General features: G+C 70.6%; 24 protein-coding genes. 10 read left to right on the top strand and 14 right to left on the bottom strand.

What is annotated here, in order from left to right:
* Position 1: 1 nt before the first annotated feature.
* The 3 genes from NZH93_RS14865 to NZH93_RS14875 form a co-directional block, all read right to left on the bottom strand.
* The gene (locus NZH93_RS14865) at positions 2-565 is read right to left on the bottom strand and encodes a Rossmann-fold NAD(P)-binding domain-containing protein (RefSeq protein WP_259623648.1); all 564 of its coding nucleotides are present in this window, start codon (positions 563-565) and stop codon (positions 2-4) included.
* 187 nt (positions 566-752) lie between these two features.
* Complete coding sequence (locus NZH93_RS14870; RefSeq protein WP_259623649.1) at positions 753-1,349, bottom strand: P-loop NTPase family protein; 597 nt, start codon at positions 1,347-1,349, stop codon at positions 753-755.
* 51 nt (positions 1,350-1,400) lie between these two features.
* The gene (locus NZH93_RS14875) at positions 1,401-1,922 is read right to left on the bottom strand and encodes a GNAT family N-acetyltransferase (RefSeq protein WP_259623650.1); all 522 of its coding nucleotides are present in this window, start codon (positions 1,920-1,922) and stop codon (positions 1,401-1,403) included.
* A gap of 82 nt (positions 1,923-2,004) precedes the next feature.
* On the opposite strand from NZH93_RS14875, the gene NZH93_RS14880 reads away from it, so the two are divergent.
* Positions 2,005-2,454 (top strand): winged helix-turn-helix transcriptional regulator, encoded by a 450-nt coding sequence (locus tag NZH93_RS14880; protein ID WP_259623651.1) that lies wholly within the window; start codon positions 2,005-2,007, stop codon positions 2,452-2,454.
* Between the two features lie 12 nt (positions 2,455-2,466).
* Here the strand turns inward: NZH93_RS14880 and NZH93_RS14885 are convergent, their stop codons facing one another.
* Positions 2,467-3,099 carry a TetR/AcrR family transcriptional regulator gene (locus NZH93_RS14885; protein WP_259623652.1) on the bottom strand — a complete coding sequence of 211 codons (633 nt, stop codon included), beginning with the start codon at positions 3,097-3,099 and terminating at the stop codon, positions 2,467-2,469.
* 43 nt (positions 3,100-3,142) lie between these two features.
* On the opposite strand from NZH93_RS14885, the gene NZH93_RS14890 reads away from it, so the two are divergent.
* Both NZH93_RS14890 and NZH93_RS14895 read left to right on the top strand, forming a co-directional pair.
* Positions 3,143-3,592, top strand: coding sequence for a DUF1453 domain-containing protein (locus tag NZH93_RS14890; protein ID WP_259623653.1), 450 nt, complete (start codon positions 3,143-3,145; stop codon positions 3,590-3,592).
* A 69-nt stretch (positions 3,593-3,661) separates the two neighbouring features.
* Positions 3,662-4,630 (top strand): helix-turn-helix transcriptional regulator, encoded by a 969-nt coding sequence (locus NZH93_RS14895; RefSeq protein ID WP_259623654.1) that lies wholly within the window; start codon positions 3,662-3,664, stop codon positions 4,628-4,630.
* Between the two features lies 1 nt (position 4,631).
* On the opposite strand, the gene NZH93_RS14900 is transcribed toward NZH93_RS14895, so the two are convergent.
* Both NZH93_RS14900 and polA read right to left on the bottom strand, forming a co-directional pair.
* A complete protein-coding gene (locus NZH93_RS14900) occupies positions 4,632-6,128 on the bottom strand; it encodes a beta propeller repeat protein (RefSeq protein WP_259623655.1) in 1,497 nt (498 codons plus the stop codon).
* Positions 6,129-6,943: 815 nt separating this feature from the next.
* Positions 6,944-9,619, bottom strand: coding sequence for a DNA polymerase I (gene polA, locus NZH93_RS14905; RefSeq protein WP_259623656.1), 2,676 nt, complete (start codon positions 9,617-9,619; stop codon positions 6,944-6,946).
* Positions 9,620-9,672: 53 nt separating this feature from the next.
* Here polA and NZH93_RS14910 point away from each other — a divergent pair, with 53 nt between their 5' ends.
* Positions 9,673-10,119: a PaaI family thioesterase gene (locus NZH93_RS14910; RefSeq protein WP_259623657.1), complete on the top strand. Its 447-nt coding sequence runs from the start codon at positions 9,673-9,675 to the stop codon at positions 10,117-10,119.
* Here NZH93_RS14910 and NZH93_RS14915 read toward each other — a convergent pair.
* A complete protein-coding gene (locus NZH93_RS14915) occupies positions 10,116-10,955 on the bottom strand; it encodes an ABC transporter permease subunit (RefSeq protein ID WP_259623658.1) in 840 nt (279 codons plus the stop codon). The two genes, NZH93_RS14910 and NZH93_RS14915, sit on opposite strands and share 4 nt — an antisense overlap.
* Before the next feature lie 77 nt (positions 10,956-11,032).
* Here NZH93_RS14915 and NZH93_RS14920 point away from each other — a divergent pair, with 77 nt between their 5' ends.
* Entirely contained in the window at positions 11,033-11,578 is a 546-nt protein-coding gene (locus NZH93_RS14920; protein ID WP_259623659.1) for a DUF4352 domain-containing protein, read from the top strand.
* Between the two features lie 66 nt (positions 11,579-11,644).
* On the opposite strand, the gene NZH93_RS14925 is transcribed toward NZH93_RS14920, so the two are convergent.
* The 7 genes from NZH93_RS14925 to NZH93_RS14955 all read right to left on the bottom strand — a co-directional run bounded on the left by NZH93_RS14925 (position 11,645) and on the right by NZH93_RS14955 (position 18,573).
* A complete protein-coding gene (locus tag NZH93_RS14925; RefSeq protein ID WP_259623660.1) occupies positions 11,645-12,358 on the bottom strand; it encodes an ABC transporter ATP-binding protein in 714 nt (237 codons plus the stop codon).
* On the bottom strand, positions 12,348-13,088 hold the full coding sequence (locus tag NZH93_RS14930; protein ID WP_259623907.1) for an ABC transporter ATP-binding protein: 741 nt from the start codon (positions 13,086-13,088) through the stop codon (positions 12,348-12,350). Before NZH93_RS14930 ends, NZH93_RS14925 begins: the two co-directional genes overlap by 11 nt.
* 32 nt (positions 13,089-13,120) lie before the next feature.
* A complete protein-coding gene (locus NZH93_RS14935) occupies positions 13,121-14,239 on the bottom strand; it encodes a branched-chain amino acid ABC transporter permease (RefSeq protein WP_276023443.1) in 1,119 nt (372 codons plus the stop codon).
* On the bottom strand, positions 14,236-15,198 hold the full coding sequence (locus NZH93_RS14940) for a branched-chain amino acid ABC transporter permease (RefSeq protein ID WP_259623662.1): 963 nt from the start codon (positions 15,196-15,198) through the stop codon (positions 14,236-14,238). Before NZH93_RS14940 ends, NZH93_RS14935 begins: the two co-directional genes overlap by 4 nt.
* Positions 15,199-15,315: 117 nt before the next feature.
* Positions 15,316-16,479, bottom strand: a complete 1,164-nt coding sequence (locus NZH93_RS14945) for a branched-chain amino acid ABC transporter substrate-binding protein (RefSeq protein WP_259623663.1) — start codon at positions 16,477-16,479, stop codon at positions 15,316-15,318.
* Between the two features lie 276 nt (positions 16,480-16,755).
* A complete protein-coding gene (locus tag NZH93_RS14950; protein WP_259623664.1) occupies positions 16,756-17,352 on the bottom strand; it encodes an ANTAR domain-containing response regulator in 597 nt (198 codons plus the stop codon).
* A 246-nt stretch (positions 17,353-17,598) separates the two neighbouring features.
* A complete protein-coding gene (locus NZH93_RS14955; protein ID WP_259623665.1) occupies positions 17,599-18,573 on the bottom strand; it encodes a hypothetical protein in 975 nt (324 codons plus the stop codon).
* 256 nt (positions 18,574-18,829) lie between these two features.
* Between NZH93_RS14955 and NZH93_RS14960 the strand changes: the two genes are divergently transcribed.
* From NZH93_RS14960 to NZH93_RS14980, 5 genes are all read left to right on the top strand, one after another.
* Complete coding sequence (locus NZH93_RS14960) at positions 18,830-19,534, top strand: hypothetical protein (RefSeq protein ID WP_259623666.1); 705 nt, start codon at positions 18,830-18,832, stop codon at positions 19,532-19,534.
* A gap of 24 nt (positions 19,535-19,558) precedes the next feature.
* Positions 19,559-21,148, top strand: coding sequence for a thiamine pyrophosphate-binding protein (locus NZH93_RS14965; RefSeq protein WP_259623667.1), 1,590 nt, complete (start codon positions 19,559-19,561; stop codon positions 21,146-21,148).
* A gap of 10 nt (positions 21,149-21,158) precedes the next feature.
* Entirely contained in the window at positions 21,159-21,665 is a 507-nt protein-coding gene (locus NZH93_RS14970) for a mycothiol transferase (RefSeq protein WP_259623668.1), read from the top strand.
* 140 nt (positions 21,666-21,805) lie between these two features.
* Positions 21,806-23,314, top strand: coding sequence for an aldehyde dehydrogenase family protein (locus NZH93_RS14975; protein ID WP_259623669.1), 1,509 nt, complete (start codon positions 21,806-21,808; stop codon positions 23,312-23,314).
* Positions 23,295-24,437 (top strand): NAD(P)/FAD-dependent oxidoreductase, encoded by a 1,143-nt coding sequence (locus NZH93_RS14980; RefSeq protein ID WP_259623670.1) that lies wholly within the window; start codon positions 23,295-23,297, stop codon positions 24,435-24,437. The genes NZH93_RS14975 and NZH93_RS14980 overlap by 20 nt, the downstream gene beginning before the upstream one ends.
* Positions 24,438-24,444: the final 7 nt, after the last annotated feature.

Genomic DNA, 24,444 nt, shown 5'->3' on the forward strand with positions numbered 1-24,444 from the left:
GCTAGTCCACGTCGCCCACGTGGTGCGTGGACGGCGACCTGCCCTCCAGCGCCCGGCGCACGGCGGCGAGCACGCCTTCCGCCGTCTCCTGGTGCGACAGCCACCGCGTGCCCGCGCCGTGCTTCACGTGCCCGAGCACCACCTGCTGCGTCGGGTGGCCGTCGAGCACCGGTTCCGGCAGGCCGTGGACCCGGTGGGCCGCGCCCGAGTCGTGCACCTCCACCACCGGCGCGGTCGGGGCGAGCAGGGGCGCGACGGCCCGCAGCACCGACTCGCGGTAGGTCGAGTGGACCCAGGCGACCAGCAGGTCGGCGGGGGCGTCGAGGGTGGCGCGGACCCGGTCGGCCAGTTCGGCGGGCCGGGCCCAGTCCGCGGCGATCTCACGGGCGCGCGGCCCCGCCGCCGTCGGCCGGTGCCCGCTCGGCACGACCGCGGCCCTCGCCGCCAGGCCGAACCGGGGTCTGCGGCTGGGCAGCACCACCCGCCAGCCGTCGGCCAGCAACGCCGACGCGCACCCGGCCAACATCCCGGTCCCGCCCAGCACCAACGCGATCCGCTCGGTCATGCCAACTCCAATCGGTGGACACCTAGGCCTCCGCGCCGGGGAGGAGGCGGCCCCGCGGAGAACACCGGGTCCGAAGTGGACAGACGGTTTCGGGCTCCCTCGGCGGACCGGGTGTTTTGGAAGCGGTGGAGCGCGCGCACCACCGACGCCCCTCCCCCAGGGCGAACTCTCCGGGACAGACATGACGTCACAGCAGCGACTCCTCGTCGAGTCCGGCCGCGTGGCGCAGCGGGCCCGCGCGCCACCGGTCCACCTCTCCCTGCCCGCACAGCCTCACCACCGCGAGCCGGGCGCCGTGCTCACCGTCGCGGATACCGGTCAGCTTCAACCGCAGGCTCGCGTGCGACTTCCACGCCCAGCGCCACAGGTGCCTGCGGTCGGTGAGCACGGTGCGCAGCGGCGGCTCGTAGTTGCCGTTCCACAGGTGCGTGCCCACGAGTCTCCGGTGCACCGTGCGGAGGACCAGCCTCCTCATCACCAGGTGCCGGGGGTGGTCGAGCCAGACGACGGTGTCCGCCTCGTCGAGCAGGAGCGGCCGCACCTCCCGGTACTGGTACTCCGTCACCCACGCGGGCGCGCGGGTGAACCGCCGCACCTCGGCCGCGAACTCCGGCCTGGGTGTCCACCCCGGACCGTGGAACAGCGCGTCCAACTCCACGTACGGCAGGCCGAGCACGGCCGCTATCCGGCAGGCCATCGTCGACTTGCCCGCGCCCGCCGTCCCCGCCACGAGCACCCGTCTCGGTGCGTGCGGCAGGGGATCGGACGGTCCCAGGATCGGCACCGGGTCAGGCTACCGCCGGGCACCGACAAGAACCGGGTGGCGGACGAGGCCCTAGGAGCGGCTGATCGCGGCCAGCAGGTCCTCGTGGGTCGGCAGTCCGAACGCCCAGCCGACCGGGAAGGTGAAGTGGACGACACCGTCCACGTGGGCCGTGCGCACGCCCGGCATGGCGGTGCGGACCAGCCGCATCATCGGGGTGTTCTCCGGCAGCACGTCGCCGTGCAGTTCGAGGTAGCCCAGGCTGCCCGCGAGCGCGCCGATCTCGGTGAGCAGCATCCGGCCGACGCCGCGGCGGTGCCAGCGGTCGACGACGGCGACCGCGACCTCGGCGGCCCCCTGGCCGGTCCGGACCAGCCGGGAGATGCCGATGGGCTGCCCGAGGACCTCGGCGACGCAGGCCGCGTGCCCGTCGCCGTCGAGGTCGATGAGCCGGTCGCGGAACGCCTTGGTGAGCCGCGGCATCGGGGCGTGGAACCGCAGGTAGCGGCTGTGGTCGGAGAGCCCGTCGAAGACGGCGTCGACGGCTGCCGGCGCGCTCCAGCGGTCGAGCGCGCGCACGCTGGGACCGATCATGGTGCGACCACCTAGTTGGGTTCGGATTCAGAACGCCACCATAGCTGAGTCTGTTTTTCGAACGCAAGCGTATTCTGGATGGATGGCACACGCGAAGCTCGCCGACCCGCAGTGCACGATCTCGCGCTCCGCCGCCCTGCTCGGCGAGAGGTGGACCCTGTTGCTGCTGCGCCAGGTCTTCCTCGGCACCCGCCGCTTCGAGGACTTCCAGACCACGATGGACATCTCCCGCAGCGTGCTCACCGAGCGGCTGGCGGAACTCGTCGACGAGGGCGTCCTGCGCCGCGTCGCGTACAAGGACGCCCGCACGCGCTACGAGTACCGGCTCACCGAGAAGGGCCGCGCTCTCTACCCGGTGATGATGGCGCTGCGCGACTGGGGCTCGCAGTGGATGCCGCCCGAGGACGGCCCGTCGTTCGACCTGCACCACCGCGACTGCGGCGGCGACGTGCGCGCCAAGGTCGAGTGCACCGACTGCGGCCAGGAGTTGACGGCGCGGGACGTGCGCGTCACCGCGCCGAACCGGGACTGACCCCCGCGGCCGTCAGCGCGCCAGTTCGGCGAGGTGGCGGCGCAGCACCGCGGTCATGACCTCCGGCGTCGTCAGGTCCGGTTGCAGCACGGCGGTGACGGCGAGCCCGTCGAGCAGGGCCGCCAGGCGTTCCCGCTCGACGTCCAGGTCCAGGTCGGCGGGCAGCGCCCCGTAGGAGACCGCCCCGGCCAGTACCTTGCCGACGATCATCCGCACGCCCTGGTGCAGCCGCAGCGCCGACGGCCGGAGCGACGGCCGGGTGCGCGCGGCGGTCACGAACGCCAGCCAGATGACGGACTCGTCGTGGCGGTCGGCGTCGAGCGGCAGCAGTTCGCCCAGCAGCGCCTCGACCAGCGGCCCGCGCTCACCGGACGTGCCCGCCGCGGAGATCCGCTCCACCCCGGCCCGCATCCGGACCTCGACGCGCTCCTCCAGTTCCCGGAGCGCGAACACCAGCAGTTCGTCGTGGCTGTCGAAGTAGTGCCGGACCGAGCCGATCGCCAGCCCGGCCTCGTCCGCGACGTTGCGCAGCGACGCCTGCTCCACGCCCTCCCTGCGGACCACGCGGAACAGCGCGTCCACGACGGCGCGGCGGCGGACTTCGGCATCGACGACCCTGGGCACTCCCCTTTTTAGCACGTGCATGCTAATTTAAGTAGCACGACCATGCTACAAACGAGGGGGAACCATGATCACCTGGGTGCTGATCGTCGTCGGGGTGGTGGCGGTGATCGTCAAGAGGACCGTCGGCGAACCGGTCGACCTCAAGGACCTGGCCGTGCCGTCGCTGGTCCTGCTGGGGATCGGCGCGCACGCGCTGACGCAGGTCCACCTGAGCGCCGTCGACGTGCTCTGGCTGGTCGTCAGCTCGCTGGTCGGGCTGGCGATGGGCGTGCTGCGCGGGTCGTCCGTGCTGCTGTTCACCCGCGACGGCGTGCTGAGCCAGCGCTACACCGGCAGGACGTTCGGCTACTGGGGGCTGTCCCTCGCGGTGAACCTGGCCGTCGGCTACACCGCGAGCATGTACACCGACGCCCGCCCGATCACGCTGTCGATCGGCGTCGGCCTGCTCGGCGAGGCCGTCCCGGTCGGCCTGCGGGCGCTGCGGGCGGGTGCGCTCAGCGCAACACCGAGGTGACCACGTCGATCGGCCGCGAAAGTATCGTCACCCCAGGCGAACGTGGTGGCCTCACCGTGGGGAGTGGTCGTGCTGGGAGCACTCGGGCTGGGTCCCGCCGAGGAACGGGTCTACCGGGCCGTCGTCAGCGGCTACCGCAGCGACGCGGACGCGTTGGCCGAAGCGCTCGGCGCCGACCGCCGCGAGGTGACGGCGACGCTGGACGTCCTGCTGGCCAAGGGGCTCGTCACCCGCACCGACGAGCGGTACGCGGCGGCGCCGCCGGACGTCCTGCTCGGTCCGATGCTGGTGAAGGGGCAGGCCGAGCTGGAACAGGCGCGGGCGGCGGTGTCGCAGCTCGCGGACGAGTACCGGGGAGGCGCGCGGCGCCGCGACTCGGCTCGGCTGGTGGACGTCGTGACCGGCGCGGAGGCGATCCGGAACCAGTTGCTGAGCCTCCAGCGCGGAGCCCGTGAGGAGATGCTCTGGTTCTGCCGGAAGGCCCCCATCGCGATGTCGTCGCCGGAGAACGACGAGGAGGCGAAGGCGCTGGCACGGGGAGTGCGGTACCAGGCGGTGTTCGAGACGGCGCTGCTGGAGGAGCCGGGCGAGCTGGCCGAGGTGATGGCCTCGGTCCGCGCGGGCCTGATCGGCCGGTCGCTGCCCGCGCTGCCCGTCCGGCTCGCCATCGCGGACCGCAAGATCGCCCTCTGCCCGCTGGTCACCGACGACGCCACCGGAGAGCCGACCGCCGCGCTGGTCATGGAGAGCAGCCTGCTCAGCGCGCTGGTCGCCCTCTTCGAGAGCTACTGGGAGCGGGCGATCCCGCTGCGCATCGACGGCGGCGCCGACGTGCCGCTGACCCCGGACGAGCGGCAACTCCTGTCGCTGCTGCTCGCCGGGGTCGGCGACAAGTCGATCGCCACGCAGCTCGGCGTCAGCGGCCGCACCCTGCAACGCCGGTTGCAGGACCTCATGCGGCGCGCCAACGCCCAGAGCCGGATGCACCTGGCGTGGCGGGTCAACGAACTCGGCTGGCTCGGCGACGCCGGGTGGTGAGTCAGCGCAGCGCGAGCCGGTGCACCCCGCTGGCCATCGTGCCCGCGAACAGCCACGCGCCGTCCGGCGAGACGAGCACCGACCGCACCTCGTGGTCGGCGGGCTGGTTCGGCAGCACCTTCCAGCTCTTGCCGCCGTCCGTGCTGCGCAGCACTCCCGTGCCCGCCACGTAGTAGTCGCGCGACCCGGCGTACAGCGCGCCGTCACGGGAGAACACCACCGACGTGTAGAACACCTCGGGCAAGCCCACGCCGTCGGCGAACGACTTCCCGGCGTCGTAGCTGACCTTCAGCAGCCCCTGGCCGACGGCGACCACGTGCGAGGGGTTCTTCGGGTCGACCGCCACGGCCTCGACCCGCCCGTCGAACGCCTTCGCCAGCGGCAGGTCGGCACCGGTGCTCAGGTACAGGCCGCTCACGTCCGCGATCCACACCCCGGAAGGCCGGGTCGGGTCGATCGCGAGCCCGTTCACGCCGGACAGCTCGGTGTCGTGCAACGGCGTGAAGCTGGTGGCGCCGTCCGTGCTCACGTACAGCGCGGGCGCGAGGTACGCGCCGGTGTAGACCCGGCTCGGGTCCTTCGGGTCGGCCACCACCGAGTGCGAGTTGCCGGGGAACGACGCCAGCCCGCTCCACGTCCGCCCATTGTCACCGGACTTCTCGATGAAGAAGCACTCGCCGGGGCAGTAGGCGTTCCGCGCCCGCAGCACGTCGTTCCCCTTGCCGGGCAACGTTTCCAGCGCGTTCACGGTGTTGCCGACGGTGTGCGGGATCTTGCCCGTCCAGCCCCAGTCCTGATAGCCCGCACCGAGTTCACGACCCAGCGGCGCGGTGGACCGGTAGCTCCCGGTCGGCGTACCCGCCAGCAGCGCGGACCCCGCGACGGCCAACGCGTTCACCGACGTGTCCGGCACCCCGATCCGCTGGAAGTCGACGGAGTCGCGGGTCGTGAAGATCCCGGCGGACGCCGCGACGACCTGCACGTCCGGCCGATCCGGGAAACTGCCGACCTCGCTGTACACGTCGACCTTGTCGAACGCGGGCTTCGCCTTCCAGGTACGCCCGAGGTCCTTGCTCACCCACAGGTTCTTGGCACCGCTACCGTCCGGCGACCCCTCGATCGTCTGCACCTGCACGTCACCCGAGGGCCCGACCCCGATGTACGGAACAGCGTCCTTCTTCCCCCACGACCCGCTGACAGCACGCCAGGTCCGACCGCGGTCGGTGGACAACACCGCACCGCTGAAGATCCCAGCCGCCACCACGACCCGCTCTCCCACGGACAACGAGTCCACGGCAAGGTCAACCGCCAACTTCCGCGCCTTCTCCGGCTTGGAGGTGGCGTTCTCGATGATGTGCACCCCGGCCCCCGTACCGATGTACAGGTCCCGATCATCCAACCCGAGCTGCCGCACCCCCTTCGGCGACCCCGCGAGCAACTTCCAGTGCGCCCCACGATCGGTGCTCAGGTAAACGCCTTCGTCACCAGCAACGAACACCGCCTGCCCACTACGCGACACCACAACGCTAGTGAACCCACCAGGCGTCTCGAACACCGACTGGAACGACCGCCCACCATCCCGACTGCGCAACACAAAACCACGCTCACCCCCTTGGGGAGCAGCGGCCACGTAAACCAGGTTCGGATCCCGCGGATCAGCCGCGATCTGCCGCCCAGCAGCAGCGGGCAGGTCCAACACCACGGGCGCCAACCAGGTCTTGCCACGATCATCGGTCCGATAAACGTTCCGCCCGGTAACGGTCAACACGTACAACCGCGACGGCTTGGCCCGCGTGAACGCAAGATCCCCACCACCGGCATTGGGCCCCATCGACACCCACTGCCGCCCAACAGACTCAACGTCCACCGACCCAGCCGAGGCGGGCACAGCGGTCCCGAGCACAACACCCACAGCCACCGCGAGCGAGGCCAGCTTCCAAGAGTTCCGGTACATGGCCACAGCCTCCAGAGACCACCACCCCCAGTCACTACTCAACCGCCGGCACAACCACGCCAAGTCGCAACTGCGCCAAGCCCGCACCGCCCGAAAACCCGCCCCCCACCCACCCGGGCCCACAGTCTTTCCCCGCCCGAAGGGCGGGGCAACGCCCGCAGGGCGAGCCCAGCCCCCACCCTGCCCCCGATCCCCAGCGCAGTTCGTGGCTCGTTCGGTTTGTCAAGGCATCTTTCCCGCCTTGACAAACCGAACGAGCCATCGAAACAATCAAAAATCGGGGCGAGCCCACCCCCACAGACCCACCCGACCCCCACCCCCACAGGCCCTACAGAACCCGCCCCCAACCCGCACCCGCACTAATGCGCAGCGGCGTCCCAAGACCGCCCATACCCGATCGACACCTCCAACGGCACCGACAACGAGTACGCCTTCCCCATCTCCTCCCGAACCAGCGCCTCCACAGCGGCCTTCTCCCCCTCGGCCACCTCCAGCACCAACTCGTCGTGCACCTGCAACAGCATCCGCGTGCGCAACCCGGCCGCTTCCAACGCCCGGTGGACCCCGAGCATCGCCACCTTGATGATGTCCGCGGCCGACCCCTGGATGGGCGCGTTCAACGCCATCCGCTCAGCCATCTCCCGCCGCTGCCGGTTGTCGCTGTTCAGGTCGGGCAGGTACCGCCGCCGCCCCAGGATCGTCTCCGTGTACCCGTCCTTCGACGCCTGCACCACGATCTTCTGGAGGTACTCCCGCACCCCGCCGAACCGCGAGAAGTACGCGTCCATCTGCTCGCGCGCCTCTTCGGCCGGGATGCGCAACTGCTGGGCCAGCCCGTACACCGACAGCCCGTACGCCAACCCGTACGACATCGCCTTGACCCGCCGCCGCATCTCGCCGGACACCTCGGACGTCGGCACCGAGAACGCCTTCGAGGCCACGTACGTGTGCAGGTCCTCCCCGGAGTTGAACGCCTCGATCAGCCCGGCGTCCTCCGACAGGTGCGCCATCAGCCGCATCTCGATCTGCGAGTAGTCGGCGGTCATCAGCTCCGAGTACCCGTCGCCGACCACGAACGCCTCGCGGATCCGCCGCCCCTCCTCGGTCCGGATCGGGATGTTCTGGAGGTTGGGGTCGGTGGACGACAGCCGTCCGGTGGCGGCGATCGTCTGGTGGAACGTCGTGTGGATCCGCCCGTCGTCGGCGACGGCCTTCAGCAGCCCGTCCACAGTGGACTTCAACCGCGTGACGTCCCGGTGCGCCATCAGGTGCTGGAGGAACGGGTGCTCGGTCTTCTCCAGCAGGTCCTGGAGGGCTTCGGCGTCCGTCGTGTACCCGGTCTTCGTCTTCTTCGTCTTCGGCATGTCCAGCTCGTCGAACAGCACGACCTGCAACTGCTTCGGAGACCCCAGGTTGATCTCCTTGCCGATCACCGCGTACGCGTCCTGCGCGGCCTGCTTCACCCCGGCCGCGAAGTGCGCCTCCAGCTCGGCGAGGTGCGTGGAGTCGATCGCGATCCCCACCGCCTCGACCTCGTCCAGCACGGCCATCAGCGGCAGTTCCAGCTCGGCCAGCAACCGCGTGCCGTGGATCTCCACGAGCTGCTCGTCCAGCGCGTCCGCCAGCTCGGCGACGGCCCGAGCGCGGATGATCGCTCCCGTGGCGGTCTTCTGGAGCTCTTCCTCCTCGTCTGCCAGCAGCGACAACTGCCCGTCCGACGTCTCCTCGGCCCGCAGCTCGCGGTGCAGGTACCGGATGGCCAGGTCGTCGAGCGCGAACGACCGCTGCCCCGGCCGCACCAGGTAGGCGGCCAGGCCGGTGTCGCTGGTCAGCCCGCGGAGCCGCCACCCGCGCGCCCGCAGCGCCCGCAGCGGCAGCTTCAGGTCGTGCCCTGCCTTCAGCACCGACGGGTCGGCCAGCCAGGCCGCCAGCGCCTTCTCGTCGGCCTCGTCGAGTGACGTGACCTCGACGTACCCGCCGTCCCCGGTGGCCGTCGCGAACGCGATCCCCTCCAGGTCGCCTGCCGCGACCCGGAACGCCACCCCGACCCGCGACCCGCGCGCGTACTCGTCCAGCCACCCGCCGAGCAGCCCGACCGGGACCGCGCCGCCGTTGACCTCGAACCCGTCCTCGACCTCGGGTTCCTCCGACGGCAGGGTGGCGAACAGCCGGTCCCGCAGGACGCGGAACTCCAGCTCGTCGAACAGGCGGTGCACCGCCTCGCGGTCCCAGTCCTTCTTCTCCAGGTCGTGCGGCCGGAGCGGCAGCTCGACGTCGCGCACCAGCTCGGTCAGGTGGCGGTTCAGCATCACGTTGGTGATGTTGTCCCGCAGCGCCTCACCGGCCCTGCCCCTCACCTCGTCGACCCGGTCGATCAGCCCGTTGAGGGACCCGAACTGCTGGATCCACTTGGTGATCGTCTTCTCGCCGACGCCGGGGATCTTCGGCAGGTTGTCCGACGGGTCGCCGCGCAGCGCCGCGAAGTCCGGGTACTGCTCCGGCGTGACGCCGTACTTCTCCAGCACCAACTCGGGCGTGAACCGGGCCATCTCGGACACGCCCTTGACCGGGTACAGCACGGTCACCGAGTCGTTGACGAGCTGCAACGCGTCCCGGTCGCCGGTGCAGATCGCGACCTTGAAGCCCTCCGCGACCGCCTGCGTGGTGATCGTCGCGATCAGGTCGTCAGCCTCGAAGTTGTCCTTCGCCATGGTCTTGATCGACAGCGTGGCGAGCACGTCCTGGATCAGGCTGACCTGGCCCTTGAACTCGTCCGGCGACTTGCTGCGGTTCGCCTTGTAGTCGGCGAACGCCTCCGAGCGGAACGTCTTGCGCGAGACGTCGAACATCACCGCCACGTGCGTCGGGGCCTCGTCGCGCAGCAGGTTGATGAGCATCGAGGTGAACCCGTACACGGCGTTCGTCGTCTGCCCGGTGTTGGTGGAGAAGTTCTCCTTGGGCAGCGCGAAGAAGGCCCTGTACGCCATCGAGTGGCCGTCGATCAGCAGCAGGCGCGGTGCGTCGGAAGTGCTCACGGCCCGAGTCTAGGGTGGAGCACCGACAGTTCCGCACCGACCGGAGGTAGCCGGTGACCACCCACGTACCGCCCACGCCCGACCAGGTCCCCGGCATCGACCTGGACCTGGCCGTCGAACAGCTCACCACCAAACTGGGCATCGAAGTCACCCGATGGGATCGCGATCGGCTCGTCGGGACGATGCCCGTCGCGGGCAACCGGCAGCCCTACGGCCTGCTGCACGGCGGCGCCACGGCGTCGCTGGCGGAGACGCTGGGGTCGGTCGCGGCGGCGATGCACGCGGCGCCGGACCGGGTCGCGCTCGGGCTGGAGCTGTCCTGCACGCACCACCGGGCCGCCCGCGAGGGTCTGGTGACGGGGGTGTGCACGCCGCTGCACGTCGGACGGACCACGGCGACGTTCCAGATCGCGGTGAGCGACGAGGACGGCAAGGCCGTGTGCACCGCGCGGCTGACGTGCATCCTGCGCGAACGCCCTCCGGGTGAGCCCAAGTCCTAGTCGGCGACGGCGCGGCGCCGACGGCGTCGCGCCAGCAGCAGCCGGAAGCCGAGAGCCGCGACCAGCAGGAACGCGGCGAACGGCAGCCACCAGCGCGGTCCGACGACGGTCTCGAAGAGCAGTTCCAGCAGGCCGAGCAGGATCGCCGCCACCACCACGCCGCGCGGGGTGCGGCCCAGGAGCGCGGCCGTCACCGCGTACAGGCCGACCGAGATCCCGGTCAGGTACCAGGCGGCGCCGGGCACCTTGACCAGGTACAGCAGGGCGGCCAACCCGGACAGCACGCCGCTCACGACCACCGGCGGCACCCCGCGGCGGGTGGCGGCGATCGACCCCGCGATGGCCGCCGCGGCCAGCACGACCACGGTGACCTGGACGCTGTCGACACCGGGTAGCAGCTCGCGCGGCCGGAACACCCTGATCTGCGGCTCGGCCGTCGGCCCCCGCAGCAGCCAGAGGCCGAGCTGCACGACGGCGACCACGCCGACGCCGAGCGGCGCGGACCACCGGAAGCCCACGGCGGCCGAGACCGCCGTGGCGACCACGACGGCCGCCGCCAGCGCGACACCGAGGTGGACCGGTACCAGCGCCGCCGCCACGTCGGGGGTCGGGCCCGGCCGGAACCCGAGGAGCCAGAACACCGCGTAGGCGGCGAACACACCGAGCGAGAACCCCGCCACCTGGCCGACGTCGACCCGGCCCGCCGCACGGGTGCAGGCCAGGGCCAGCAGGGCGTAGACGAACCCCTGGACCACGCCTTCGAACGCCATCGCGGGCCACTGGTCGACGAGCAGGTCGGCGCCCCGCACCAACCCGGCGGGCATCAGGTGGTTCACCCGACCAGGCTGCCACACGGCCGGGAGGTCGCTGGTCGAAGGCCCCGGCACGGGCTCGCGGCTGCGACACTGGCGGGGTGGATCCGCGACGCGCCCTCGCCACCGGTCTGACCGCGGTGGTCGTCCTGACCGCCTGCACCGCGAACGACCCGGCTCCGCCGCCGTCCCCGAGGACGTACTCGCCGCCGCCCGAGACGGCCCGCGCCGACGAGACCGTCCTGCACCTGCCCGCCGTGACCGACGGCGACACGTCGTTCGTGGCGCTTGGCCTCACCAGCGGTATGGACATGGTCATCGGCAGCCACGCGGAGTGGCAGGCGAAGGGCCAGTACGTGCGGGTCCGGCTGCTGGTCACGAGCAACGGGCGCAGCACCGTCCTGTACGACGCGCGGCGGCCGGTGCTGATCGACTCGGCGGGCCGGGAGCACGCGACGGACGTCCAGGCCATGTCCATCAAGCGCCAGCCGGACAAGGTGGAGCTCGGGTTCACCGTGAAGCTGGAGCACGACGTCTACTTCGACATCCCGGACGACGCGAAGCCAGCGAAGCTGCGGGTGTTCGGCGGGCCGACGCTGATGGACCAGGAGGACCTGACCGGTCCGGAGATCGACCTGAATCCGTGACCGGACGCCGCGAGGGCCGCCGGAGCGGGTGCTCCGACGGCCCTCGCGGGTCTGGCCCGGAACGGCTCAGTGGCCGAGCTCGCCACCGAGGTAGGCGGCCCGGACACCGGGGTCGTTCAGCAGCTCGACGCCGGGCGCGCTCTTGACGACGCGGCCGGTCTCGAGCACGTAGGCGCGGTCGGACAGCTTGAGCGCCTGCTGGGCGTTCTGCTCGACCAGCAGCACCGTGGTGCCGCGCGAGTTGATCTCCTTGATGATGGTGAAGATCTGCGCGATCAGCATCGGGGCCAGCCCCATCGACGGCTCGTCGAGGAGCAGGACCTTCGGCTTGGTCATCAGCGCGCGGCCGATGGCGATCATCTGTTGCTCGCCGCCGGACATCGTGCCGCCGAACTGCGTCTTGCGCTCGTTCAGGCGCGGGAACAGCTCGTACACCTCTTCGAGGTCGCCCGAGAGATCACCCTTGCGGGTGTAGGCGCCCATGAGGAGGTTCTCCTGCACGGTCATGCCGGGGAACACCCCGCGGCCTTCCGGGGACTGCCCGATGCCGAGCTGCACCCGCTTGTGGCCGGGGGTCTTGGAGATGTCCTCGCCGTCGAACAGGATCTGGCCGCTGGAGAGCGGGCGCAGACCCGAGATCGTCTTCAGCGTGGTCGTCTTGCCCGCGCCGTTGGCCCCGATGAGCGACACGATCTCGCCCTCGTTGACCTCGATGCTGATCCCCTTGAGGGCAGCGATCTTCCCGTAGTGGACGTTGATGTCCTTGACCTCAAGAAGCATCTTCTGCCACTCCCAGGTACGCCTCGATGACCTTCGGGTTGTTCTGCACCTCGTGCGGAAGCCCCTCCGCGATGAGCTGACCGAAGTCGAGCACGGCGAGCCGGTCGCTGACGTGCATGACCAGGCTCATGTCGTGCTCGATCAGCAGCACAGTGCGGCCGTCGTCGCGGATCTTGCGGATCAGCTCCTGCAACGCGATCTTCTCCGCCGGGTTCATGCCCGCGGCGGGCTCGTCGAGCAGCAGCAGCTTCGGGTCCGTCGCCAGGGCCCGTGCGATCTCCAGCCTGCGCTGGTCGCCGTACGGGAGGTTCTTCGCGGTCTCGGTCATCCGCGCGGAGATGCCGACGAAGTCGAGCAGCTCGCGCGCGACCTCGCGGCCGCGCTTCTCCTCCTTGCGGTGCCAGGGGAGGCCGAGGGTCGCGCCGATCGCACCGGTCTTGTGGTGCGCGTCGGCGCCCACCATCACGTTCTCCAGCGCCGTCATGTTGTGGAACAGGCGGATGTTCTGGAACGTGCGGGCGATGCCCTTCTTGGTGACCTTGAACCGCTTCTGGCCGTCGATGCGCTCACCGTTGAAGCGCACCTCGCCCTCGGTCGGCGCGTAGACGCCGGTGACCACGTTGAACACCGTGGTCTTGCCGGCGCCGTTCGGGCCGATCAGGGCGAAGATCTCCCCGCTGTTGATGGAGATCTTCGCTTCCTTCAACGCGGTCACGCCGCCGAAGCGCATGGTCACGTTGTCGAGTTCGAGCACTGGGGTAGTCACTTGCTGCCCACCTCCGCGGACGTGTCGTCGGAGTCCGGGCCGGGAACCTCGGCGGCAAGGGTGCCCATGCCACCCGTTCCCTCGTGGAGTTCGGCCTTGCGCTGACGCGACGGCAGCAGGCCCTCCGGACGCAGCGCCATCATCAGCACGAGCACGGCGCCGAACAGGAGGATCCGGTACTCGGCCAGGAAGCGGAACCGCTCCGGCAGCCAGGCGATCACGAACGCGCCGAGGATGACACCCGGCAGGTTGCCCGCACCGCCCAGCACGACCGCGGCGAGGATCGTCGCGGACAGGATGAACGGGAACGAGTTCGGCTCGATGAAGATCGCCTTGCTGGCGTAGATGGCCCCGGCGAGGCCACCGATCATCGCGCCGATCGCGAACGCGAGCAGCTTGAACTTGAACGTCGGCACGCCCATGAGCTCGGCGGCGTCCTCGTCCTCGCGGATCGCGGCCCACGCGCGGCCGACGCGGCTCTTGTGGAGCCGGACCGAGAACACGATGACCAGCGCGATGGCCGCGACGATCAGGTAGTAGTACGGCGCCGGGTCGAGCAGGAACTCCATGCCGAACAGCGGCTCGGGGTGGGGGACGTTCGTGATGCCGCGAGCGCCACCGATCTCGTCGGTGTTGTTCGCGGTGATCCGGACGATCTCACCGAAGCCGAGCGTCACGATCGCGAGGTAGTCGCCCCGCAGCCGCAGCGTCGGCGCGCCGAGGATGACGCCGGAGACCGCCGCCAGCACGATGCCCATCACCAGCGTGGCCCAGAACGTCAGGCCGTGCTTGGTGCCGAAGTACGCGAGGGTGTAGCCGCCGATCGCGAAGAAGGCGACGAACCCGAGGTCGAGCATTCCCGCCTGGCCGACCACGATGTTCAGGCCGACGGCCAGCAGGATGTACGTGCCGATCGGGTAGAACAGAACGGTCGTCCAGTCCGATTCCGGGGACATGAACGAACCGATCCACGGCGCCGGGAGGATCAGCGCGAACACGATCGCCGCGAGGTACACGGTGTAGCGCTGCCACTGCGGGGCGTCGGCCCACCAATCGCGTGCGCGGTCGACCGGGTGGAATGCATTTCGCTTTGCAGTCACTCCGTCGCCTTTCATGCTCGTGCCCTCTGGAGGGATTCACCGAGAATGCCGGTGGGACGGAACATCAGCACCGCGACCAGGATCACGAACGCGATGACGTCCTTCCACTGGGATCCCAGGAAGATCGCACCCCAGTTCTCGACCAGGCCGAGCACGATGCCGCCCATCAGGGCACCTCGCAGGTTGCCGATACCACCGAGCACGGCAGCGGTGAACGCCTTGATGCCGAGCACGAACCCGACGCGGTAGTCGGTGTTCTCGATCTCCATCACGTAGAACGCGGCGGCGACGCCCGCCATCGCGCCACCGAGCAGGAACGTGACCCGCACGATGTTGTCGATGCTGACGCCCATCAGCACCGCGGCCTCGGGGTCCTGCGCGGTCGCCCGGATGCCGCGGCCGAGCTTCGTCCGGCTCACGAACTGGTCGAGGATGACCATCACGATGACCGCGCCCACGATGACCAGCACGTGGTCGGTGCGGACGTTCGCGTTGCCGATGGTGAAGAGCGTGTCGCGGTCGACGAACCTGGGAGCCGACTGCTGGTTGCGACCGGGCTTGCCGGTCAGCCAGTTGATGACCTCCAGGCCGAACAGCTCCTGGAGGAACAGCGACGCGCCGATCGCGGAGATCAGCGCGGCCAGCCTGGTCGCGCCCTTCTTGCGCAGCGGCCGGTAGGCGATGAGCTCCAGGAGCATCGCCGCGCCACCGGAGACGGCGGCGGAGATGAGGACGATCAGCGCCATCACGCCGATCATCGCGACGCCGCCGAGCGGGGCGGTCGGGGCGATGGCCGTGAGGGTGACGAGCGACGCGAACGTGCCGATCATGAAGATCTCGGAGTGCGCGAAGTTGATCAGCCGCAGGACGCCGTAGACCATGGTGTAGCCGAGTGCGACGAGCGCGTAGATGGAGCCGATGACCAGTCCACCTACGGTGCTGGTCAGGAACTGGTTTTGCAGTTCTTGAAGCATGACTGGGATGCCTTACGAGACGGGGCGAGGATTCTTCGCCACAGTGGCGGGGAGCGGGAGCGCTGGTGTGCCAGCGCCCCCGCTCCCCCGCGTCGTGCTATTCCTGCTCCGCCGGCATCAACTGCCCAGCTTCGCCTCCGCGGCCGGGCCGAGCAGCTTGATCTTGCCGCCGACGACCTGGTAGACGAAGATCGCGTTCGAGTCGGGCTCGCCGTTCTCCTTGAACTTCATCTGCTTCGTGATGCCCTTGAAGTCCGCGGTCTTCAGGAACTCGTTGATCTTCTCCGAGGTGGTGTTGCCAGCCTCGATCGCCTTGATGTACGCGGTCGCGGCGTCGTAGCCCTCGGACGCGTAGATCGCCGGGTCGACGTTGAACTTCGCCTTGTACCTGGTGGCGAAGTCCTTCTGGTCGCCCTCGGTGGTGATGGCGCACGGGCAGCCGATGACGGCGCCCTCGGCCGCGGCGGTACCCGCACCGGTGATGAGCTGGGCGTCGAGCGAACCGTCACCGGTCGCGAACGTCGCGGTCACGCCACCGTCGCGGAGCTGCTTGAGCAGACGGCCGCCCTGGGCGTAGTAGCCGCCGAAGGCGACGATGTCCGGGTTGGACGACTTCACCTTGGCCACGGTGGACGAGTAGTCCGAGGCGTCCTTGGCGAACTTGTCGGTCTCGACGGCCACACCCGCGGCCGTGAAGGACTTCGTGAAGGCCTCCGCGAGGCCGACCGAGTACTCCTGGTCGTCGGACAGGACGAAGACCTTCTTCGGGGACTTCGCCTTGACGAGGAACTCGGCGATGCCGGGGCCCTGGTCGTCGTCGTTCGCCACCACGCGGTGCCAGTACTTCCAGCCGTTCTTGGCCAGGCCCGGGTTCGTCGCCGACGGCGAGACGCTCGGGATCTTGCTCTGCTCCAGCACGCCGCCGATGGCCTTCGACTCACCGGAGAAGGCCGGGCCGATGAGGGCGGCGATCTTGTCGGAGCCGACGGCGGTCGCGATCAGCGACGTGGCCTGCTCCGGCTTGCCCTGGCTGTCGTAGTCCTTGAGCTCGATCTTGACCTTGGGGCTCTTGGCGTTGTACTCGTCGATCGCGAGCTTCGCGCCGTTGTTCGGCGGGATCACGATTCCGGAGTTCTCACCGGTGAGGTCACCCATGAACCCGATCTTGATGGTGCTTGCGTCCCCCCCGCCCGACGAGCTGGTACCGCCGGCACAAGCACTCAGAACCAACGACGCTGCCGTCGCTAGCACGAGTACTCGTCCGAGTCGCGCTCCTGACACCGGTTACCTCCCATGAACCAACCAACCGCCGGTAGGCGGAGCCCCCGACACAGGGGCTGGGTTAGGGCAGGAACGTAGCTTCAGATGTGTTCTGTGAACAGGTGGTCCTACTGCTCTGTGTCCACATTGTGACGGTAGTCGCGTCACAATAGCGAACCGTTAACAGTCTTAAATCGGCATCAAATTGCCGCTGGTCACAGGGCACGTGCAACCAGTCACCAACAATGAGTGAGATCCTTAGCTCAGGAGAACGAACCCCTTACCCGATCGGGTAACTCAGCCGAAATTTTCGATGACGGCTTCGGCGACCGCCTTCATGGTCGTGCGACGGTCCATCGCCGTCCTCTGCACCCACCGGAAAGCCTCTGGCTCCGACAGGTTCTGCTTGCTCATCAGCAGGCCCTTGGCGCGCTCCACGACCTTGCGGGTCTCCAGGCGGTCGGTCAGGCCCGCGACCTCGTTCTCCAGCGCCTGCAACTCGGCGAAGCGGCTCATGGCCAGCTCGATGGCGGGCACCAGGTCGCGCTTGGCGAACGGCTTGACGAGGTACGCCATGGCGCCCGCGTCACGGGCGCGCTCGACCAGCTCCCGCTGGCTGAAGGCGGTCAGTATCACCACGGCGGCGATGCGGCCGCCCGCGATGGCGGACGCCGCCTCGATGCCGTCGACCTTGGGCATCTTGACGTCGAGGATCACGAGGTCGGGGCGCAGTTCGGTGGCGAGCTTGATCGCCTCGTCACCGTCGGCCGCCTCACCGGCGACCTCGTAGCCCTCTTCTCGCAGCATCTCGACGAGATCGAGGCGGATCAGCGCTTCGTCCTCCGCGACGAGCACGCGGCGTGGCGCGGGGTGGGCCTCGGCCGGTTGGGTCACCGGGGTCCTCCTGACGGTCTTGCCTGACCGGTCGCGGTCGCGGCTGGTCGTGGGCAGTCTACCGACGCCGAAGGGCCCCACCATCGCGAACTGCCGTGATCGCGGACACGAGCGAGCTTCACGTGTCGCTCTCGGCCACCACCGGACGGGTGAACACGGCACCCGAACCGCTCGGTCCACAACGGACTCGCGGCGTGGACCGCGTGGGACGCAAGGCACACAGGCCCCGCGTCCCCCGCGCGACCACTACATGATCGCCGCCCAGCCCGTCACGCCGTCCGGCCACTCGAACGAGGCCAACGCCTCCTCGTTCGCCGGATCGGGACCCTCCACCTCGCGCAGGAACAACAGGTCCGCGCCGACCGACAGGCCAAGACCACCCGCCGAAGCGGGCGCCTCGACCGCGCCGGGCAGGCCGAACACGCCGTGGGACAGCCGATCGGCCACCCGGACCAGGCCGAGGCCCGCGGGCCACTCCAGCCACCACTGCGCGCCCTGCGACCAGGACCGCAGCCAGGGGGCGTCGGCGAACAGGTGGACGCGGCGCAGCAGGGAGCTGCCCAGGCCCGCGGGACCCGGCGTGCGGCCGTGTTCGGCCAGGTGCGCCCGTTCCGGCTCGGTCAGATCGCCCTCGACGAACACGGAGGTGAGACCGCGGTCGGCCAGCAGCCGGTGGACGTACTTCATGGCGGTGTCCCACGCCGCGGCGTCGACGCCCGCGAGCACGATCCGCGCGTCCGGGTCGTCCAGCACGTGCAACTCGACCGCGCGCGGGTGCTTGCGGACGCGCAGGCCCGCCAAGCCCGCCACCCACGTCTCCTCCAGGCGGGGCAGGAGTTCGTAGAGCAGCGGGCCGAGCGCGTGGTCCGCCAGGTGCACGCGCGGCACGGCGAACGGCTCGACCGCGCGGAGGGCGTGCGCCGGGCGAAGCATGCTCGCGGGTGGGCGGAGCTGCAAGTGGGCGGCGGCGTCGGAGGCGACGCGCAGCAGGGCGGACTCCAGTTCCCGCTGCGGCGTGGACAGCGCCTCGGGCAGCAGTTCCCCGCGCAGCCGCTCGGGGAGTTCGGCCCGGCCCCGCAGCGCGTCCACGACGCGGTCGCGGTCGTCCGCGGTGAACGCGGACAGCGCGGCCTTGATCGCGGGCACCGCCTGGGACAGGTTCTCGCCGGTGTACACCCGGCGGAGGTCGACCAACTGGTCGGTGAGGGACGTGCGTGACACGGTGGGCTCCCGCTCGCACCGCCCGGCTCGGCGAAGTAGGACGCGCGCACTCGTGCGTCGGTCTGCTGACAGGTGGTACTCGATGAGCAGGGGTACCTCTACCCCGCGGCGGATCTGCCACCCGGTTGCCGGGGAGTGGCTCCAGCCTCACGTCTGCTCACGCACGCCGGTCCCCACCCTACCTCCGGCCGCACCCGAATTCCCGCGAGTTCCGCGAACGGGTGAACCGGATCGCGGCGGCGGACGTGCGGGGAGCATGACGGAACCGCAGACGACGGCGCGCAGGATCGCTGTGCTCCACCACGGCGCGGAGTCCACGGCCCGGACCGTGGACGCGCACGCCGCGGTGCTGGCCCGCGACGACGTGAGCGCGGCCATCGCCTCCACCGAAGCACTGGAATCGGCCTGCGAAGCCGCGCTGGCGGGCGCGGGCCAGGTCCGCGCGGACGGCGCCCCGCTGGTCCGCAGGCTGAGCCGCAACCGGGTGACCGCGCCGTGGTGCGACCTCGTGTCGCGCCTCTCGCGGCAGGTCCCGCCGTTCGGCGGGTCGGCGCGTGAGGTGGTCGAGGAGCGCCTGCGCGCCACCGGGCTGCTGCTGGCGTGGTGCGCGGTCGAGGGGTGGGCCGCCGAGCTGCGCGAACTCCCGGCGCCGCCGGAGCACGTCGGCGGCGACGGCCCCCGGAGCAACCCGTTCTCCACCCCCGTCCGGCTGCGCCACGGGTGGGCGCTGATCGGCAGGGGCCTCGACGTCGAGGTCTCGGAGCGGGAGGTGCGGACGTGGCGGGAGCTGGACGGCAGGCCGGTGGGCGAGGTGTCGGCGGCGCTGCGGCGGCACGACCCGAGGGAGCGGCCGGAGGACACGGCGGCGACCGTGGCGTGGCTGGTCCGGCGCGGTGTGGTCGAGGCGCCCCCGCGGGTGCTGCTGAGCGGCGGGACCGCTTCGCGCGCGTTGCCCCGCTGAGCGGGGCTGCCTACCGTCGGGCCCATGGTCACCGGAGCCCGCCGCCTGCTCGAAGTGCTCGCCTCGCACGACGTCGAGGTGGTGTTCGGCCTGCCGGGGGTGCACAACCTGGCCGTGTGGGAGGCGCTGCGCGGGTCCGGGATCAGGATGATCGGGGTCCGGCACGAGCAGACGGCGGTGTACGCGGCGGACGGGTACGCGCGGGCCACCGGGCGGGTGGGCGTGGCCGTGGTGACGACCGGGCCGGGCGCGGCGAACACGCTGGGGGCGGTCGGGGAGGCGATGGCGTCCGGGTCCCCCGTCGTGGTGATCGCCACCGACATCCCCTCCACCCTGCGGGTTCCCGGCGTGCACCGGGGTGTGCTGCACGAGACGCGCGACCAGGCCGGGATGTTCCGGCCGGTGGTCAAGGACGCGTGGACCGTGCCGTCCGCGGACTCGCTCGCGTCGTACGCGCACCGGGCGGTGGGCGTGGCTTCGTCCGGTGCGCAGGGCCCGGTGTACCTCGGGATCCCGACGGACTTCCTGGTCGCCCCGGCGGCCCCGGCCGCGTTCGAGTCCGATGAGGACGGTCCGCTGCCTGACCTCGGCGAGGCGGTGGCGCTGATCGCGGGGGCTTCGCGGCCGGTGATCTGGGCGGGCGGTGGGGCGGCGCGGTCGGGCGCCGACGTCGGGGAACTGGCGGTGCGGATCGGGGCGCCGGTGCTGACGACGTTCGGGGCGCGCGGGGTGCTGCCGGTCGACCACCCGTACGCGGTGAACGGGCCCGCGCACGTCCCGGAGGTCGGTGAGCTGTGGGACTCGGCGGATCTGGTCATCGCCATCGGGACCGACTTCGACGGGATGTCGACGCAGAACTGGGCCATGCCGCGGCCTCCTCGGTTGCTGGCGATCAACGTGGACGCCGTTGAGGCGTCGAAGAACTACCCGGCGGACGTGGTGCTGGTCGGTGACGCCCGGCGGGTGCTGCGGGCGTTGGTCCCGGCACTGCCGCCCGCCGTGCCGGTGGTGGATCTGGTCAGCGGGGTCAACGCGGCGGTGCGGCGAATCGTCGCGGACGAGTCGCCGGAGGCGGCGTACCTGCTGGCGGCGCTGGAAGGCGTGTCCGCGACGCTGGTGGCGGACATGTGCGTCGCGGGCTACTGGGTCGGCGGTTTCCACCGGGTGCCGCGGCCTCGGGGACTGGCCTACCCGGTGGGGTGGGGGACGCTCGGCTTCGGCTTCCCGGCGGCCGTGGGGGCGTCGGTGGCCGGCCGGGCGGTGGCGATCTGCGGGGACGGCGGTTTCCTGTTTGCCTGCGGGGATCTCGCGACCGTGGCGCAGGAGCGGTTGCCGGTGACCGTGGTGGTCGTGGACGACGGCGGGTACGGGATGTTGCGGTACGACCAGGAGATCGCCGGTCACCCCGCCGCCGGGGTGGACCTGCTGACGCCGGACTTCGTGGCCCTGGCCCGGAGTTTCGGGGTGCCCGCCGTGGCGGTGGACGGGTTCGGGCCGGTGTTCGGGGCGCGGTTGGCGGAGTTCGCGGCCGCCGACGGGCCGAACCTGCTGGTGGTCCGGGCCCGGCTGAAGCCGCCGCCGACGACCTCGCCCCGGTGGTACCGGCGGCGCTAAGGTGTCGAACATGAGTTCGAACCTGCCTGAACGCCGCTGGCCGGAGACGTACGCGACGGACGAGTTGCGGTTGCAGTGGGAGTTCCTGGACTTCCTGCGGTTGACCGCCACGTCGAAGGTCGCCGGGCTGAGCCGGGCGCTGGGGGCCGCCGCTCCGCTGGCCACCTCGCCGGTGGTGACCGCGATGGGCGTGCTGAAGCACCTGACGGCCGTGGAGCGGTACTGGATGTCGATCGTGGGCGGTGGAGCCGACCTGCCGTCGCTGTGGGGCGTCGACGCGGACGCCTCGTGGGTTTTCCGGGATGACGAGACGCCGGAGACGGTGATCTCCGATTACCAGGCGGAGTGGGTGTTGTCGGCACGCGCGTTGGAAGGGCGCGGACCGGATGAACCGACCGCTTTGCCGGACGACAAGACGGTGCGGTGGGTACTCGTGCACGTGATTCAGGAAACGGCCCGACATGTCGGGCACCTGGATTTCCTGCGGGAGCTGGCCGACGGGACCAAGGGCGAGTGAACCGCGTTTAGGGAGATCATTTGTTGCGGTGGGATCTCCTCCCGATTTCCGGTTGTTTCGATTCGGCTCGTGCTCGCCCCCGTGATGTTCCACCTCGCGGGGGCTTGGCAACCCCTCGGTGCGCACAGCAGGCTGATGCCATGTCGCCTGGGTACGTCTACACGTCGACCAGTCCGCTCGACGTGGACGACGTGGTCACGTCGGTCGAGCTGCTGCCGGGGTCCGCGCTGGTGGAGGCCGCGCGACGGGCCAGGGCCGCGCAGAGGTCGTGGGCCGCGGTGCCCGCACCGGTGCGCGGTGAGGTCATCGGCAACATCGGACGGCTGGTGTCCGCGAACGCCGAGGCTCTTGCCAGGCTGGTGACCCGTGAGATCGGGAAACCCCTGGCCGAGGCCCGTGGCGAGGTTCAGGAGATCGTCGACACCTGCTCGTTCTTCCTCGGCGAAGGGCGGCGGCTCTACGGCCAGACCGTGCCGTCGGAGATGGCGGACAAGCAGTTGTTCACGTTCCGGAACCCGGTCGGCGTGGCCGCGATCATCACGGCGGGCAACTTCCCGGTGGCGGTGCCGTCCTGGTACGTCGTGCCCGCGCTGCTGTGCGGGAACACGGTGGTGTGGAAGCCCGCCGAGTACTCCGCCGCGTCCGCTCAGGCGTTCTACGACGTCTTCAGCAGCGCCGGGCTGCCCGAAGGCGTCCTCAACATCGTGTTCTCCGACGGGGAGCAGACGTTCGAGGGGCTGGAGGGCGCGCTGGCGGAGGGGTTGGTGGACAAGGTCGGGTTCACCGGGTCCACCGAGGTCGGCGCGCGGATCGGCGAGCTGTGCGGGCGGCACCTCCAGACGCCGTGCCTCGAACTCGGCGGCAAGAACCCCATGGTCGTGACCGAGGACGCCGACCTGGACCTGGCGGTGCGGGGCGCGCTGTTCGCCGGGTTCGGGTCCGCCGGGCAGCGGTGCACGTCGTTGGGCACGGCGATCGTGCACGAGTCGGTGCACGCCGAGTTCCTCCGGCGGCTGGTCGTGGCGACGGAGGACGCCGTGGTGGGCGACCCGGCCGAGGACGTCCTCTTCGGCCCGCTGCTGGACGCGAAGTTCGCGGCGGGCTTCGAGCGCTCGCTCGCCGCGATCCGGCCCCACCACGCGGTGCGCGGGTCCAGCGGAACCGGGCGGATCACCAGGGACAACCCGCGCAAGGGGTTCGTCGGCGCCTTCGAGAGGGGGCTCTACTTCCACCCGACGATCGTCGACGGGGTGCGGCCGGACGACGAGCTGTTCCTCCAGGAGGCATTCGGGCCGATCATCGGCGTCACGACCTACCGCGACCTGGACGAGGCGGTCGAGCTGGGGAACCTGCCCGGCTACGGGCTGTCCTGCGCGATCTACACGACCGACCCGGCCAAGGCGTTCCGCTTCCGGGCCGGGATCGGCGCGGGCATGGTGAGCGTGAACAACTCGACGTCCGGCGCGGAGGCGCACCTGCCGTTCGGCGGGAACGGCAGGTCCGGCAACGGGTCCCGGCAGTCCGGCGTGTGGGTGCTCGACCAGTTCACCCGCTGGCAGTCGATGAACTGGGACTACTCGGGGTCGTTGCAGAAGGCGCAGATGGACACCGTCGAGATCGAGGCGGACCTTGACTTCCGCCTCCGCTGACGTCGTCGTGATCGGCGGCGGGGTGATGGGCGTCAGCACCGCCTTCCACCTCGCCGAGGCGGGCGTGCGGAACGTCGTGCTGGTGGAGCGCGACGAACTCGGCGCGGGGTCGACGAGCAAGGCCGCGGGCGGCGTGCGGGCGCAGTTCTCCGACGAGGTCAACATCCGGCTCGGGGCGCGCAGCCTGGAGGCGTTCGCGCGGTTCGGGGACCGGCCCGGCCAGGAGATCGACCTGCACCGGACCGGGTACCTGTTCCTGCTGTCGGACCAGGAGACGGTGGCGGCGTTCGAGCGGAACGTCGAGGTGCAGAACGCGCTCGGCGTGCCGAGCCGGATGCTGGACGTGGCCGAGGCGAAGGCGCTGTCGCCGCTGATCTCCACCGACGGGCTGCTGGCCGCCACCTACTCCCCCGACGACGGGCACTGCACGCCGGAGTCGGTGGTGCTCGGGTACGCGACGGCGGCCCGGCGGCTGGGGGCCGTGCTGCGCACGCGCACCGAGGTCGTGGACATCCTGTCCGACGCCGACGGGATCAGCGCCGTGGTCACGAACCGGGGCGTCATCCGGACGTCGACCGTGGTGTGCGCGGCGGGGGCGTGGTCGCAGCGGATCGGCGGGTTCGTCGGCGTCGACCTGCCGGTCACGCCGCTGCGGCGGCAGGTCGTGTGCACCGGGCCGATCCCGGACCTGGCCCCGGTCGTGCCGTTCACCATCGACTTCGCATCGTCGTTCTACTTCCACCGCGAGGGTCGTGGGCTGCTCATGGGGATGTCGGACCCCCAGCAGGAGCCGGGTTTCCACCTCGACCGGTCCGACGAGTGGCTGCCGCGGCTGGCCGAGGCGATCGGCGTCCGCGCGCCGAGCCTGCTCGACGTCGGGATCGTGAGCGGCTGGGCCGGGCTGTACGAGGTCACGCCGGACCACAACGCGCTGATCGGGGAGGCCCCCGGCCGGTTCCTCTACGCCACCGGCTTCTCCGGCCACGGGTTCCTCCAGGGTCCCGCCGTGGGTGAGGTCGTGCGCGACCTGTACCTCGGGCGCGAGCCGGACATAGACGTGTCTACCTTGGACGCGAACAGGTTCGCCTCGAACACCCACCGGCCCGAACTCAACACCGTCTGAGGGACCC

This window comes from Umezawaea endophytica (genome assembly GCF_025061645.1).
GTDB lineage: Bacteria > Actinomycetota > Actinomycetes > Mycobacteriales > Pseudonocardiaceae > Umezawaea > Umezawaea endophytica.